The sequence below is a fragment of the Brevibacillus sp. FSL K6-2834 genome (genome assembly GCF_038592925.1).
GTDB lineage: Bacteria > Bacillota > Bacilli > Brevibacillales > Brevibacillaceae > Brevibacillus > Brevibacillus borstelensis.
This window is the reverse complement of record NZ_CP151945.1, coordinates 3,645,064-3,659,433: the sequence shown is the minus strand read 5'-3', so window position 1 is coordinate 3,659,433 and position 14,370 is coordinate 3,645,064. Positions and strand designations below refer to the sequence as shown.

At 48.8% G+C, this 14,370-nt stretch carries 14 protein-coding genes; 9 read left to right on the top strand and 5 right to left on the bottom strand.

Annotated elements, in window-relative coordinates:
• The first annotated feature begins 109 nt into the window (after positions 1-109).
• The 3 genes from NST96_RS18125 (at position 110) to NST96_RS18115 (ending at position 2,616) form a co-directional block, all read left to right on the top strand.
• Positions 110-703 carry a hypothetical protein gene (locus NST96_RS18125; protein ID WP_003386334.1) on the top strand — a complete coding sequence of 198 codons (594 nt, stop codon included), beginning with the start codon at positions 110-112 and terminating at the stop codon, positions 701-703.
• A gap of 118 nt (positions 704-821) precedes the next feature.
• Positions 822-1,184: a DUF4912 domain-containing protein gene (locus NST96_RS18120; RefSeq protein ID WP_003386333.1), complete on the top strand. Its 363-nt coding sequence runs from the start codon at positions 822-824 to the stop codon at positions 1,182-1,184.
• 83 nt (positions 1,185-1,267) lie between these two features.
• Positions 1,268-2,616 (top strand): IS3 family transposase gene (locus NST96_RS18115; protein WP_155808037.1). Its coding sequence is split into 2 segments (ribosomal slippage): positions 1,268-1,712 and positions 1,712-2,616, totalling 1,350 coding nucleotides; the frame shifts between segments, so codons are not numbered across the junction.
• 63 nt (positions 2,617-2,679) lie between these two features.
• On the opposite strand, the gene NST96_RS18110 is transcribed toward NST96_RS18115, so the two are convergent.
• Positions 2,680-3,315 (bottom strand): glucosaminidase domain-containing protein, encoded by a 636-nt coding sequence (locus tag NST96_RS18110; protein ID WP_003386332.1) that lies wholly within the window; start codon positions 3,313-3,315, stop codon positions 2,680-2,682.
• A gap of 165 nt (positions 3,316-3,480) precedes the next feature.
• Positions 3,481-3,909 (bottom strand): DUF1885 family protein, encoded by a 429-nt coding sequence (locus NST96_RS18105; protein ID WP_003386331.1) that lies wholly within the window; start codon positions 3,907-3,909, stop codon positions 3,481-3,483.
• Positions 3,910-4,097: 188 nt separating this feature from the next.
• Between NST96_RS18105 and NST96_RS18100 the strand changes: the two genes are divergently transcribed.
• The 5 genes from NST96_RS18100 (at position 4,098) to NST96_RS18080 (ending at position 8,520) form a co-directional block, all read left to right on the top strand.
• Positions 4,098-4,622, top strand: coding sequence for a MarR family transcriptional regulator (locus tag NST96_RS18100; protein ID WP_003386330.1), 525 nt, complete (start codon positions 4,098-4,100; stop codon positions 4,620-4,622).
• Between the two features lie 124 nt (positions 4,623-4,746).
• Positions 4,747-5,046, top strand: a complete 300-nt coding sequence (locus tag NST96_RS18095; protein ID WP_003386329.1) for a DUF3055 domain-containing protein — start codon at positions 4,747-4,749, stop codon at positions 5,044-5,046.
• Positions 5,047-5,176: 130 nt separating this feature from the next.
• Positions 5,177-5,983: an alpha/beta hydrolase gene (locus NST96_RS18090; protein WP_039071158.1), complete on the top strand. Its 807-nt coding sequence runs from the start codon at positions 5,177-5,179 to the stop codon at positions 5,981-5,983.
• Between the two features lie 164 nt (positions 5,984-6,147).
• The gene (locus tag NST96_RS18085) at positions 6,148-6,273 is read left to right on the top strand and encodes a GapA-binding peptide SR1P (RefSeq protein ID WP_003386327.1); all 126 of its coding nucleotides are present in this window, start codon (positions 6,148-6,150) and stop codon (positions 6,271-6,273) included.
• Between the two features lie 117 nt (positions 6,274-6,390).
• Complete coding sequence (locus NST96_RS18080; protein WP_311068345.1) at positions 6,391-8,520, top strand: hypothetical protein; 2,130 nt, start codon at positions 6,391-6,393, stop codon at positions 8,518-8,520.
• Between the two features lie 107 nt (positions 8,521-8,627).
• On the opposite strand, the gene NST96_RS18075 is transcribed toward NST96_RS18080, so the two are convergent.
• Together NST96_RS18075 and NST96_RS18070 are read right to left on the bottom strand one after the other, a co-directional pair.
• Positions 8,628-10,676 (bottom strand): dihydroorotate dehydrogenase, encoded by a 2,049-nt coding sequence (locus tag NST96_RS18075; protein ID WP_342404274.1) that lies wholly within the window; start codon positions 10,674-10,676, stop codon positions 8,628-8,630.
• Positions 10,677-10,810: 134 nt separating this feature from the next.
• Entirely contained in the window at positions 10,811-12,283 is a 1,473-nt protein-coding gene (locus NST96_RS18070; protein WP_003386323.1) for an aminotransferase class I/II-fold pyridoxal phosphate-dependent enzyme, read from the bottom strand.
• Positions 12,284-12,441: 158 nt separating this feature from the next.
• Here NST96_RS18070 and NST96_RS18065 point away from each other — a divergent pair, with 158 nt between their 5' ends.
• Positions 12,442-13,410, top strand: a complete 969-nt coding sequence (locus NST96_RS18065) for a nitronate monooxygenase (RefSeq protein ID WP_003386321.1) — start codon at positions 12,442-12,444, stop codon at positions 13,408-13,410.
• 120 nt (positions 13,411-13,530) lie between these two features.
• Here NST96_RS18065 and NST96_RS18060 read toward each other — a convergent pair whose 3' ends face one another.
• A complete protein-coding gene (locus NST96_RS18060; protein ID WP_031932797.1) occupies positions 13,531-14,181 on the bottom strand; it encodes a DUF1054 domain-containing protein in 651 nt (216 codons plus the stop codon).
• Between the last annotated feature and the right edge of the window lie 189 nt (positions 14,182-14,370).

Below are 14,370 nucleotides of genomic sequence, written 5' to 3'. Positions count from 1 at the left end.
AAACTTCGCGGGGCACCACAACTATTTGCTTGCTTGGGCGTATAAGAATATGGAAAGAAACACTGAGGAAAACAAGCGCTGAAGCGCAACGATACTGGAGGATTGAGTCATGAAAAAAAGGTGGTTGTCTGCCCTGTTGGTGCTGACGGTTGCAGGTGTAGGGAGTACGGCCTTGGGCGAAGGCGCAATGCGCATTTTTCTGAGCGGCGAGCGCATTGTAAGCGATCTGCCCGGGTCTACGGCTTCTTCCATGGAAGAATTGGTGAATCGCTTGGGTGGATTCACAGAGTACGATCAGCGCTCGGGCAAAATGGAAATTATCAAGCCTAATGTGAATGTGCTTGTTCTTGAGGGAGTTCAGCAAAGCCGCAATAAAAATGTCGTCTTCAGCAACCCGATCAAAGGGTACAGCGACAAGGATGTCCCTCGCACGTTTAACGTCTTTGTCGAAGTAGACGAAGCCCCTTCGGCAAAGGATTTGCGCATGCAAGTAGTATTGATTGGACCGGATGGAAAAGAAGTGGAGCAAAGTAAAGTCTGGAAATTCTCAACTCAAAACGGAAACAGCTTCTACTTCTCGGAACCGTTTGTCTCCACCAAGCTTGAGCAGTACGGGACCTACAAAGTGCAGGTGCAGATGAAAACCGAAAAGTTTGATCAGTATGTAACAGTAGGGGAAAACAGTTTTTCCGTGGGCAGATAAAATTATCTGGCTTGGATGCGTTTCCACATGACTTGTTAACGTGGTATAATGATTACAAAACACAAGTTTTTTCATAATCCGCAAGCAAGTACATGAGAGAAAGGAACGATGGGAGCGAATGGAGACAAATCCCCCGCGGTCATCCACCGACATTGACGGCCCGAGTATAACCATTGCCTGGCAAGATGAGCATTCGATCTTGGCCGAATGGCAAATGACAAAAGAGTTTGAGCAGGAAGTCGAGCGAAAATTCGCGATTCCATTTGCCGAACTGCCATTTGTACTCCGCCTCTTCGATGTGACGGACCGCAACGAGATTCGTAATGACGGCACAGATCTGTATACAGACTTTGATATTAACCACCGGTCTTCAGAATGGATTCTTTATGGAGTGACACAGGGACTGAGATACTGTGTTGATCTGGGGATTCGGATGGTTGATGGCAGATTTTATTCGCTGTCGCGATCTCAACTGATTTGATCAACGTACGCATAAGGCAAGGCTCTCCTTGAACTGCACCCCAATTGTTGGACATATTCAACAGTTGGGGGTGCAGTTTTTTTATGACTAAATTTAGTGGGGATGTTAAGTTAGCTGCGGTTCAACGATACTTAGAAGGTGTGGAGAGTTATGCTTCGATCGCAGCGTCCATTGGTGCATCTGACTATATGGTGAGAAACTGGGTGTTGCAGTACGAGCATCAGGGTGAAAAAGCCTTTGTAAAATCCTATACAAGTTACTCGGTACAGTTTAAACTAGACGTACTCAATTATATGAATACTTATGGGACGTCTCCGAATGAAACAGCCGCCATTTTTCGAATCACCTCTCCTGGATTGATTCGAAAATGGAGAATGCAATTTCAATCACAAGGAATAGACGCTCTCATTTCAAAGAAAAAGGGGCGTCCAGCCATGAAGAAGAGACACAAGAAAGGAACACCTGTTGAAGGATCAGTCGAGGCACTGCAGGAAGAATTAGAGCGTTTACGCATGGAGAATGCTTACTTAAAAAAGTTGAATGCCTTAGTTCAAAGCAAGGAAAAATTACAAAGCAAGACAAAGCGCAAGTAGTATTTGAACTAAGGACCGAATTTCCTATAAAAGCGCTACTTAAACTCGCGGGTATTCCACGAAGTACGTATTATTACTATGTAAAAACTTTCAGCCGTCCAGATAAACATGCTGAATTAAAAACATTAATTCAGGCGATTTACCATGAACATAAAGGACGCTACGGATACCGTCGTATTAAGGATGAACTCAAGAATCTAGGACATCAGGTAAACCATAAAAAAGTACAGCGATTGATGAAACAGTTAGGCTTAAAAAGCATGGTTCGGATGAAAAAATATCGCTCCTATAAAGGGGAAGTTGGAAAGGTGGCGCCGAATATTTTGGATCGCAACTTCCACGCAGACAAGCCAAATCAGAAGTGGGTAACGGATATTACGGAGTTTAAATTATTTGGCGAAAAGCTTTATTTATCGCCAATGTTAGATTTATTTAACGGAGAAATTGTCGCCTATACGATTGATTCAAAACCAAGGTATTCTCTTGTTTCAACGATGCTGGACCAAGCTTTTAAACGACTAACAGATGAAGACGAGCTGCTTATTCACTCGGATCAAGGCTGGCATTACCAAATGAGCAAGTACCAACAGGCATTAAAAGAAAAGAACATTACGCAGAGTATGTCACGAAAAGGAAACTGTTATGACAATGCTGTAATGGAGAACTTCTTTGGTATCTTAAAATCGGAATTTTTATATATGCAGGAGTTTGAAAACATTGAACATTTTAAACAAGAGTTAGCAAAATACATCGATTACTACAACAACAAACGAATCAAGGCAAAATTAAAAGGCTTGAGTCCAGTGCAATACCGAACTCAAACCTTACTTGCTGCTTAATTAAAATGACTGTCTAACTTTTTGGGGTCACTTCACCTTTGGGAGAGCCTTTTTTTGCATTCGCTAAGGGATATTTCTCTGTTTGTCCAAAAGGCGCAGAGCGACAGCGAATACAGCCCAGGCCGGCATCGGTTCATCCAGCTTTCCGAGCCATTCCGGTGAGGTGATCAAGCCTTCTTTTAATGCGCGCAGCCCCAGCTCCTGCTTCCACTCGGGGACGGACTTCTCTTCGGGGGCAAATTGATCGTACTGTGTCAAATGGTAGGTGCGTATCAGGTTGGTCAATTTTTCGGCGTACGCCGGATCCGTTGCGTAGCCCGCTTTTTGCAGCTCCTGTGCGGCTTCGGTGGGAGTGGATGCGAGGATGACACGCTTATACGCGGGCCGAAGCAAAAACGAAGCGTGGTCATCGATGGACTGTTGATAGGAATAGTAGGCTTTGAAGGCAGAGGGGCGAATAACCGTCTGGCCATTTTCCACCTCCCGGGAGTTGACCGTGACAGAACCGGCTGGTCCGCTTCCTTTGATCCCGAACAAATTATAGGAGTAGCGGCCGGTTGCGGCATCGGTTGGAACGTGCTTGCCCCAGCCGGATTCCAGAATGGCCTGGGCAATCGTGATCGAGGGGAAGATGCGATGCGTCAGATAAGATTGGCGGGCTGGCCCGGCTACAAAATGGATAAACACTTGTTGGTCCATCGGGCATTCCTCCCAAAAGAAGGGTTGTGCTCTATTTTTATGAGAAAACAAGCAGAGCGGGGAAGGCTGCTGTCTCTCCTTTTAGAAAGAGCGGCAAATGTGGACAAAAACAGCCGGAAAATAAAAAACAGCCGGGAAATGCCGGCTGCTGCTGCTCCAGGCGCTTTATGGCTTGCGCGGCTGGAAATATTGGATGCGGTTGTTAAAGAGGTGCAGCTCTGCTTTAAAATTGCGTGCAAGATAACGGCAAAATTCATTTGCCTTGCTCTTGTCGCCATGTGTTGCAGAGTCCGGCAGGGAAACTTGAATGTAAGAATGTTCTTTACCATTTTTCTCTCGTTTGCCAACTCCGATGATAATCGCCTTGTGAGTGCTCGGATCTTTGCCGCGAAGCAGCAGCCAGGAATCCTTGCCCTCGGGGCGTTCATCGATGACATAAGGGAAAGCGGCATCGGCGTAGGACCAGCCGAGTTGTTCACCGGTTTTTTTGGTCATGTCGACGTAGCGCAGCAATTTTGCTTTGACTTCATCCAGAGATGCTTCAGTGGCTGTAGAGCCATCCACTAAATATATGTAGGCCGACTGCAGATTCACGTTTGCATTCACTCCTAGTCCCGGGAATCTCCTGCGTTAAGTGTAGCATTCCTGCCACTCTTTGGCAATGAATCATTCCCAGGGGGAAAACAATTGCGAGTTTTTTCAGAAAAGTGTAAAATGTATATACCATTTGCAGCGCGTTACAGCACTAGAGAACGACAAATGGATTGTGGAGGGAAGATACCATGCAGGAGGTTTCCATTCGAAATGTCTATGAAGCATTAAATACGATGCGCGCCATAGATGTGGTCAACAAGGAAGATTGGGAGCGAGCGGCAAAAGAAGCGGAGCTGGACTCCTCCGTACAACTGAATATTCTATGGATCATTTATTGCTACGAAGGCGTGCGCGTAACGCAAATCGCGGAGTGGACCTTCTGGCATCCGTCTTCCATTGTGATCCACATCAAAAAGCTGGTGGAAAAAGAGATGGTCTACATCGAAAAGTCAGAGCTGGATGGGCGGGTTGTCCATGTCTATCCGACGCGCAAGGGCAGAGAAGTGATCGAGACAAGCAGGCAGCGGGTCCCTTCGATTTTCCGTCTCACCTATGCGTTGGAGAAGCTGGAAGAGAGGTACAGTACAGCTGTTGTCGAGCTCTTTTTTGAGTGTCTGTCTTTTGTCGCGCAGTCGCTGCACGGATCGGAAAAGGTCCGGTGGATTCAGGAAGGAGAAGACCGGGTACCCAATCGGCAATCCATGATCATCTGACTTCGCCCAATATTTGGCAGGTTGAAATGTAAACTGGAAATTGAGCGGAGATTGTGTTACACTAATAAAGAATCCGAATATTTAAACAATGCTCGGATCATTACACTTGGAGGAGGGATTGCTGATGGAACGCTATGACCATTTGTACGACGTCGCCGAGAATGCACAGGTTCGTTTTTTCGGTTTTGTCACAGAACGGACTCGCCACGACTTCGGAATCGTCTATACGAACAAGTTTTATGGAAAGCCGTTGGTCATCTGTATGCAGACTGGGCAATCTACCCTTCTCGGTTCAGAGGATGCCGTAAACCCGGAGTACCTGAAGAAAATCTTCCGCTTGGATTGTTCAGATGAAGCAGAAATGCTCTCCCACTTTTTCCAGGAGCATTTGCCATCGTTGCCCTTCGAAGAAAACCAGTATTAACGGATGAGCAGAAGTTCGCTTCTGCTCATTTTTTTGTGCGGTGAGATGCAATCATTGCCTTCCAGAAGAGATGGCGCTTTCATACAATTGCCTTGTCACATGCTATTCTTGGAGAAGAGGAGGGAGCAAAATGGAGTGGTTTTCCCATACATGGTCTGTAGAAAAGCCTCGTGCAGCGATGGTGCTGATCCACGGAACAGGCGAGCATCATGGCAGATATCAACATGTCGCTGACGAGTTAAATCGGTTCGGAGTCGAAGTAGTGACAGGGGATCTGCCAGGGTGGGGCCGGTCTGCGGGCAGGAAAGGACATATCGACAGCTTTTCGCAGTATTTGGACGCGGCTGGGGCGTGGGTAGAGACGGCCTTGCAAAAAACGGGACAGAAATACCCGGTATTCGTTTTTGGGCACAGCATGGGCGGCCTTGTCGCGGTGCGCCTCATCGAGCGCTTTGCGGAGCGAAAACGACTCGCCGGACTGATTCTCACGTCTCCATGTCTCCAACTGAAGGTGCCGGTTCCACAGTGGAAGGCCAGGCTGGCTGTTTGGTTGGATAAGAGCTGGCCTACACTGCGAATGGCGAGCGGGATAACGCCCGAGATGGTTACGCGCGACCCGGAGGTGCAAAAGGCTTACATAACAGACCCGTGGCAGTATCCAAAAGTAAGCGTGCGCTGGTACCAGGAGCTACATCGAGCGATGGGGGAAGCTTGGGAGGAACGAGGCAGCCTTTTGTTGCCGACTCTTGTGCTGCAGGCCGGTGATGATCTGCTGGTCGACGCGGATGCCGTGGAGCGATTTGCGGCTGATTTGCCGGAAGAAGCTGTATTCCGGCGCTTCCCCGGAATGCGTCACGAGCTTCTGAATGAGCCGGAGCGGGAAGATGTGCTCTGCTGTATCGTAGAGTGGATGAAGCAGCACGGACTAGAAATGTGACATACTAATAGAGATTAAAATGTGTATTTTTTTGATTGACTCCTCCATTATGACGTATTAACATAAAGGTACGATCATGAATGAGCATCATCTTTTTGCTGGCGTGTAGGATATATGACATGCTTGTGCGACAGCAATATGAGAGTCGGAGGGGTTTGCGCAATATGGGGACTATTATTTGCCAAAGCTGTGAGTCGATCATCGAGCATTTTGAGAGCAATCAGGTAAAGACGCTGTATGGCATGTGCAAAGGCGAATGCAAGCACGCGGAAGCGACGAAACAGAAATAAGGCGAAATAGATAGAACACGGACGCTTGTCGAAAGCGTCTGTTTTTTTTTGACAATGATTGGCGAATGAAGGATAATGGGAAAGAGAGAAAATAGTTGTAAGAGGAGGAATTGTTTCATGAAGCGAGGACGCATCCGGGGACTGATGGCGGCTGTCTTGCTGACATCTTCCCTCTGGGGCGGTACATCGGCTTTCGCCGCAAATGAAATCCGAGTCGATGCAAGTCAGCCTTATATTGCCCGTGTAGGCTTTGACATTTCTACCGATTATGCCGTGTGGATGTTGAAGAATGAAAACACCATTACTCTGTATGACATCGATGATCAATCCGAAACCAAAATTGGGGACAAGTCCTCTGGAAAGAAAAATCCGGTGGTGGACGGCAAGTATGTTGCCTGGATTGACGACCGCCACGGAGGAGACGATGTCTACCTCTACGATATTGACCGAAAAAAGGAAACCCGGATTACGAATGGAGACGCCAAACCGTCTCAACTGGATCTTGCGGACAATATGATCGTGTGGACAGATAGTTCAGACGACAACATCTACCTCTACGATATCAAGGCAGGGGAAGCAAAGCGTGTTTCTACCAGCGGTCGAGCGAGCAACCCGACTGTTTCCGGCAATTACGTTGCTTGGGAAGACACTAGAAACAAAAATTCCGATATCTTTTATTACGACATCAGCAAGGGGCGCGAATACCCAGCTGTAGAAGAGTCGGGAAATCAGACCAATCCGTCTATATACGATGATCAAATCGTATACGAGAGTGACACTGGCCGCGATACCGATATTTATCTTCATGAACTGGGAAGTTCCAGGAATAAACAGCTGACAACTGATTCCGCTGACGAAGTAATGCCGCAAATTTATAAAAACAACTTCATCTATTTTAACGAAGAAGACGAAGCATTGTATTTTGGCAGTGTAAGCAGACCTAAAAACGCTAAAGAAATTGCCTCGGACGTTGATGACAGATTGCAGCCACGCATAGCGGGGGATTATGTCATTTTCGCCAAGAAGGACCGCGATGATAATCTATCTATCTATATTTATGACACGGATGATGAGGATCTTGTCCAAATTGGAGGAACCTCGGGAGAGCCTACACAGCCGGATGGAGATGATAGATACGTAGTCTACATAAACGAGTCAAAGAGATCCTCGAGTGTTGTTCTGTACGATCTGCAGAAGAAAACAAGCAAGGTCATCAGCAAACCGGATTCCGAGCCGAGCCGTCCGCTTGTCAGCAGTCCATATGTAGTTTGGTATGACGAAGATGAAGAAACGCTTATGGTGTACAACATACGAACTGGCAAGCTGGAAAGAGCTATTGATCAAGATGATACGCCACATGACAGTCTTTACGAACTTGAAGGGAATAATCTTCTGTGGGTAAACGAGGGCCGTCGTTATGATGTGATCCTGACCGACCTGTCTTCAGGTGATTACGAGGAGCTTGAAACACTTAATGATGAACCGCTTTATCTAGATGTAAATGAAGACTATGCGATGTGGGTGAAAGAAGAACGCTCGGGTGATAGTACAATTGTACTGTATGATATCGACCGAGGACGTGATGAGGATATTCGTACTGACGTGGAAATCAAAGGAGCAAGCTTAGGCGACGAGTTTGTCGTTTGGAGTGAATACTCCAATTCCACGAGATCGTACGACTTGTATTATTATGACATCGATCGGGAACGGACCAATCTTGCAGTACGATGGACGGAAAGAGATCAAATCGAACCGCAAGCTTCCAGAGATGTTGTGTTCTTCTCGGATAATCGAAATTCCAAGAGAGACACCGACTACTACTTTGAGCTATACGATATAGACAGAGATTCCTATATGAATGAAATCTGGTCGGAGGATGCCGAGATTGAGGAACCGCGAATGGGTGGTAACCGACTAGTCTGGATCGATAACAGAGACTCCACTCCTGCAGTTTATACCGCTGAATTTGCCAGCCCTCGAGATGACGACGATGATGACGACAACGGTGGAGAAATTCCAGGAGATTACACAGATTATAACTTTATAAAGGTTATGACTGGAAGCGATGATTCAGTTATTAAAATCATTGCAAAAAATGCTAATCGGACCTATTTTGTGTTAGATCCTGGAACAAGTAAAGAGAAAAGCATACCTTTCATGACAGCATTAGATGACGTCAATACATTTTTCAAACTGTTGAATGGAACGAATATAAATTCTGTTGTGATTCGAGTATTTAATAAATAGTATCTACAAAAACAGGCATAGAGGAAAGGTCCTCTATGCCTGTTTTAGGTTTTAAAAAACACTCATCATAAGTCCTGTCTTCCCGACAAATGACGGAGTCGTAATTGCTACGTCTTCCTCAGACAAAAGTAGGGGTATGTGAGCATTAATGCCACCAGGAAGAGAAGGGCAGCCACATACGCAGGGATCAAATGAATAAAGTCCGTATATCCAACTGCGAAATGAATGCCAATCCCGGATGCGAATCCAGGCAGACCTCCCAGAAACAGCGTCCACCAGACCCAGGACTCTCCCTGTCTGAATGCCCACAAGCTGATCAACAGGACCGCGATTCCGACTGACAACAGGGCACCGCCAAATCCGGCCCGATCATGGGCGATCACGGGGATCAGCTTCTCATTATAGGCCTGCAAAACCTCGGGCGTAGCACAAAGAAAGGCCAGATCCTGTGGGACAAACACACCGGTAATCCCGATGATGGAGATAATCAGTCCAGCTCCGGTCAACCCGCAGCCGATAATCACAAAGAACAATTGTCCCCACAGTGAGCGGCGCCAGTCACGGTCATTTTTGACTTGGGCGGGCAGAGGAGAGAGCTGTTTGTTTGCAGGTTGCCTTATGGCCAACAGGAAAAACGGGAACAGCGACAGAGACAATACAGCATGCAGAATATCAAAATAACCGTAGCCAATGTAGAGAAAGAAGCTGAGAAAGCCAACTGAGCCGGAAACGAGCAAGACCTGCTTAGCCCAATGAAGCTGCCGGCTAAGGCCGAATCGGGAAAGCTGGAAATAAATCACGCCAATCGAAATCATTGTACCCGCCAGACTAACCCTGTCATGGGACATGAAAGGGAGAATTTGCGGGTTGAGAGCCTGGAGCTCGGACGCTCTCATGCCCAGGAAGGCTTCATCATAGGGAAGTACGACAGTTGTCAATGCTACCAGGAGTGCGAGTAATCCCCCGATCACCATGCCGATCCCCAGCAGCGAGCCAGAGAACCATCCAGTGAACTGCCCGGTGAATTTCCGAGGAGCACGATGGCTCTCGACGGTTGGTGAATCCGGCTCGGACAACTTGCTGTCGGCAGAAAGTTCAGCAGTCCGAAGAGGATGATTGCTTTGCCAAATGGCTTCATTGATTCGTTTTGGCAGGCCAGGACCGGAATAAATCAGTCCGCTGTGAAGCTGCACAAAATCGGCGCCTGCCGCGAATAAAGCCAGAGCATCGTCTGGCTCGATCACGCCGCCGGAACCGATCATAAAAAGATTCGGGTAACTTTTTCGAATCCACTGAACCATCTGGATGCTCTTTTCTCTTGTTATGCCCCCTGTCAAGCGGCGTGGGGACAGCTCTTGCGGCGGCTTTGCGTCTTTGGCTTCAGACTGCGGGACCGATGTTTTGCCAAAAGCAGATGATGGGGAAATGCCACCGGCGATTGCAACACCTTTTATCCCCGCGCGAATCGCCGGCAATAGCAAGCACTCGGCCTCGACCTTGGGCAAGTCCGGTGACAGTACCAGAAGCAGCGGGGCCTTTGTTGCCTCTGCGAGCAAAGAGAGATGCAGGTTCCATGCAGTCTCATCCCACCCATCCAAAAGCTGTTGACGTGTATCAAGCGTAAAGAATCCGCAGTAAGGCGATAGCTGTTCAATCATTTCAATGCGCTCCTGAGCCGCTTCAAGCGGAGAGGACCCAGGGGCGAATGACAGCCGGCAAGCCAATGGAAGCGAGCGATGTCCGCAGCGCTCAAGCCGCTCGGCCAGCTTTGCCGCCCCCATGTTAGCCAAGGGAGCTGGATACGAGATAGACTCGTCTGCCAATAACCGCTCGATGCCGCCGGATTCATCAACGGGATTGCGGGTGACGGGACCCAGTTCTATATAGCCGAAGCCGAATTGGGAAAGGGCGGATAGCGCCCGGGCATCGGTATCGAGCCCGGCTCCCAAGCCAATCGGAGTGGGAAAGGAGATACCCCACTGCTTTCTCGAAAGCTCGGCGGGAGGCTCCATATGTCCCATCAGTTCGATGAGTGAGGGACCGCCCGGGCATTTTGCCAATGTGCCGATAGCGGTCAAGGTCAAATGGCGTGACCGCTCTGCGGGCAGTGTAAACAATAAGGGGCGAAACATCGTGTGATACGACCAATCCGGCATAATGGTTTCCTCCATCTATACCCACTTTTCCCTATCATATCAAATGCTGACTACATACAAAACGCGAATGGCCTCTTCCGAATTGACCTTCGAGACAAAAAAAGCCGACTCGCGTAGAGCCGGCATTTTGTAGGTTATCCAGAGATAGCTGTTTGACGTTTTACGACCTTGACCGTTTTCAGTGACTCGTCCTCAGGGCCTTGAACAGGAAGGCCGACACGAATGTTCTCCTTGATGTAGGCGATGTTTTCCTCTGTAATCACCTCTCCGGGCAAAAAGATCGGAATACCGGGAGGATAAACCATGATAAATTCGGTGATTACCCTACCTGCCGCTTCCGCCAAGGGAACAGTCTCCGTCTCTGCGTAAAAGGCATCGCGCGGCGTCATGGACAGGACCGGGATGTTCGGCAGCGAAATGGTCGGCTTTTCTTCTGCCTGCACATGAGCAAATTCCACAGACAGTTCCCTCAGCGCATTCACCAGAGTGCGAATCGATTCCTCTGTATCGCCAGCGGTAACAAAGCAGAGGACATTGTACAAATCGCTCATTTCGACCTCGATGTTGTACTTCGAACGGAGCCAGTTCTCCACTTCCCAGCCAGTAATCCCCAGATCGCGAACGTGAATCAAGAGCTTGGTCGGGTCCATGGCAAAAGTCGCAGGCGTACCGAGAATTTCCCGACCGACGCAGTGAATCCGCGGGATCTCGTTAATCATCTCTCTGGCTTTGTTGGCCATCTGCATCGCTTGCTCGGTCAACATCCGACCGTTAATGGCCAGGTGCTGCCTCGCCATGTCCAGAGATGCGAGCAGGATATAAGAGGTCGAAGTCGTCGTCAGCATGCTCATGACGGTCTTGACGCGATCGACATCGACCAGGCCTTCGCGAACATTCAGGATAGAGGTCTGGGTCAAGGAGCCTCCCAGCTTGTGAACGCTGGTCGCTGCCATGTCGGCACCGGCTTGCATCGCGGAAATCGGAAGCTCTTCATGAAAATGAATGTGGACACCGTGTGCTTCATCCACCAATACGGGAATTTCATAGTTATGCGCAGTACGTACGATTTCTCTGAGATCGCCCGCAAAGCCGAAGTATGTCGGGTTGATGACGAGGAGAGCAGCCGCATCGGGATGCTGCTCCAGCGCTTTTTGAACAGCTTTTACAGTAATCCCGTGAGATATCCCCAAACGCTCGTCCATCACAGGATGGATAAAAATCGGAGTCGCTCCGGCAAAAATGATCGCCGCCATGACTGATTTGTGAACGTTCCGCGGGACGATAATTTTGTCTCCCGGATTGCAAGTGGCCATAATCATGGCCATGATCGCGCCGCTCGTTCCCTGAACGGAAAAAAAGGTATGGTCAGCTCCGAAAGCTTCGGCTGCCAGATCCTGGGCTTCCTTGATCATTGCCTTGGGATGGTGCAAGTCATCCAGAGGAGCAATATTGATGAGGTCAATCGAGAGAGCGTTTTCCCCGATGAATTCACGGAATGTCGGGTGCATGCCCATGCCCTTTTTATGACCAGGGATGTGAAATTGAATAGGATTTCTTCGGGCGTGCTCCAACAACCCGCTAAACAGAGGAGTACTCTTTTGTCTCATATGATCGCCTCACTTTGCAACAAGAATAAAAGGGTAAAAAACAAACAAATTGAGTATAGCAAAAAGGGGGGGGAAAGCAAGTTCATTTTTTTGATATTTATCTGTGGCGGCAGGAGTTCTCCCTTTTGGCCGAGAAGTGAGTGAGAGAGGTGACGCTTATGAAAACAAGAGTGACTGAGCTGCTGCAGATCCAGTACCCGGTCGTACAAGGCGGGCTGGCTTATCTGGCGTATGCCGAATTGGCGGCTGCCGTCTCCAATGCCGGCGGTCTGGGACAGGTAACAGCAATGTCTCTTCCCTCTCCGGAGGCTTTGCGTGAAGAAATTCGGAAAACCAAGGCCTTGACTGACAAGCCGTTTGGTGTGAACTTTGCCATTGGCCAGCATGGTCGCCCATATGAACACATGCTGGAGGCCGCTTTGGAAGAGGGGGTCCGGGTCATTTCCATAACCGGAGGAAATCCCGAGCCGCTCATTCGCCGAACGGACGGCCTCGATGTGAAAAAGCTCGTGCTTGTCGCCTCAGTCCGTCAGGCGCAAAAGGCAGAATCGATCGGCGCAGATGCGGTCATGGCCGTAGGTCAGGAGGGCGGCGGGCACCTGGGCAGAGATGACATCGGCACGTTTGTACTGATCCCGCGCGTCGTTGATTCGGTGCGTATCCCTGTACTTGCCAGCGGAGGGATCGGAGACGGCAGAGGAATTTTGGCCGCTCTCGCTTTAGGAGCAGAGGGCGTAGAGATGGGGACCCGGTTTATCGCGACCAAAGAGTGCGTCCATGCTCATCCTGCCTACAAGAATGCTTTGATCAGAAGCACAGAGCACGACACCCAAGTAATCAAACGGACGTTGGGGACTCCTGCGAGGGTAGTCAGAACACCCGGGTCAGATCTCATTTTGGAAATGGAAAAAAGCAGTTCGGACTATGAGCATTTGAAGCCGTACATCAGCGGTGAGCGAAACCGCTTGTTTATCCACGAAGGAAACGAGCAGGAGGGCTTCGGATGGGCAGGGCAAGTGATCGGATTGATTGACGATGTCCCGAGTGTACAAGAACTGTTTGACCGAATGTTTCAAGATGTACAAGGCAAGCTGGCTTTTCTCAACAACAGTGCAGGTCGTTCCTAGTGGTTTTCCTTAGTGTTCCCGGTCGCACCCGATTATGTGTCCGAAAAGCAAAAGAACAGGAAACCGCTTTTTTAGAGAAAGCGGACCTGTTCTTCTGCATATACCTAAACTACATCCTCATCAAGCGAGTCCCGTTGTACGCAGCTTGCTCAGATTGTACAGCTTGGTCAGGACAGCAAAGGTAGCGTCGAGTTTTGAAAGCAGTTTGTCTCCATCCGCAAGGACAGGATCATGGCGATCGATATTGATGCCGCACAGAATTTCTGCCTTTTTCACTTGTTGCAGTCTGTCGATCAGTTGCAGTACGCCTTCACGTCCCAACACTGCTTGAGGAGTGCTGCCCGGCTGCATGTGATCGGGGGACCAGCGAAAGTCGTCAGGTACCATTTCGAGGATTTCCTCCAGGTGTTCCTTCATGGACCGGCTGATCTCCTCCTTGAAGGGAGATTCGTAAATCACTGCATACCAGACAAACAGATGAGTGCCCCACAAGCCTACCTGAAAGTGAGGGTGTTTCTTGTATCCGCGTTTGTCGCCAGCCCAGGCAACCCATGTATCTTTTGGCGGGTTTACTGTTCTGCGCGCGTGCTTGGCGACATGGTAAAACATCTCTTCGCCAGTTGCCAGCGAGAGAGACGGAGCGAAATGTTGTCCGAGGGTCTCCAGCTTGGGCCGGATCAGCTCCTTGATCCCTTCCATTCTGTTGTCCAATCCCTCAATGGCAAACACATCAAAATCATTCTGATGAAAACCGGTAAAAGAATTCGTCATCACGACCACCTCTCATAGCACGATCTGTAGCAAGCAGCCCGCTGGGAAACAGGCAAGTATCTTTGTCAAAAGAGCTCAGAACCCCCCATATAATAACATAAGATTTTAGGAAAAAACATGCAGGGAAACGAATAGCAAAAGCTGCAACAGAATAATATGATATACCACTCACTCCCGTAAGCAGTTCTA

Bases quoted from the DNA above. Each gene is read 5' to 3' on its own strand.
- NST96_RS18110 (WP_003386332.1), bottom strand. From the start codon at position 3,315: ATGGACCAACAAGTGTTTATCCATTTTGTAGCCGGGCCAGCCCGCCAA.
- NST96_RS18080 (WP_311068345.1), top strand. From the start codon at position 6,391: ATGAAGCGAGGACGCATCCGGGGACTGATGGCGGCTGTCTTGCTGACA.
- NST96_RS18095 (WP_003386329.1), top strand. From the start codon at position 4,747: ATGGAACGCTATGACCATTTGTACGACGTCGCCGAGAATGCACAGGTT.
- NST96_RS18065 (WP_003386321.1), top strand. From the start codon at position 12,442: ATGAAAACAAGAGTGACTGAGCTGCTGCAGATCCAGTACCCGGTCGTA.
- NST96_RS18070 (WP_003386323.1), bottom strand. From the start codon at position 12,283: ATGAGACAAAAGAGTACTCCTCTGTTTAGCGGGTTGTTGGAGCACGCC.
- NST96_RS18120 (WP_003386333.1), top strand. From the start codon at position 822: ATGGAGACAAATCCCCCGCGGTCATCCACCGACATTGACGGCCCGAGT.
- NST96_RS18125 (WP_003386334.1), top strand. From the start codon at position 110: ATGAAAAAAAGGTGGTTGTCTGCCCTGTTGGTGCTGACGGTTGCAGGT.
- NST96_RS18085 (WP_003386327.1), top strand. From the start codon at position 6,148: ATGGGGACTATTATTTGCCAAAGCTGTGAGTCGATCATCGAGCATTTT.
- NST96_RS18060 (WP_031932797.1), bottom strand. From the start codon at position 14,181: ATGACGAATTCTTTTACCGGTTTTCATCAGAATGATTTTGATGTGTTT.
- NST96_RS18100 (WP_003386330.1), top strand. From the start codon at position 4,098: ATGCAGGAGGTTTCCATTCGAAATGTCTATGAAGCATTAAATACGATG.
- NST96_RS18090 (WP_039071158.1), top strand. From the start codon at position 5,177: ATGGAGTGGTTTTCCCATACATGGTCTGTAGAAAAGCCTCGTGCAGCG.
- NST96_RS18075 (WP_342404274.1), bottom strand. From the start codon at position 10,676: ATGCCGGATTGGTCGTATCACACGATGTTTCGCCCCTTATTGTTTACA.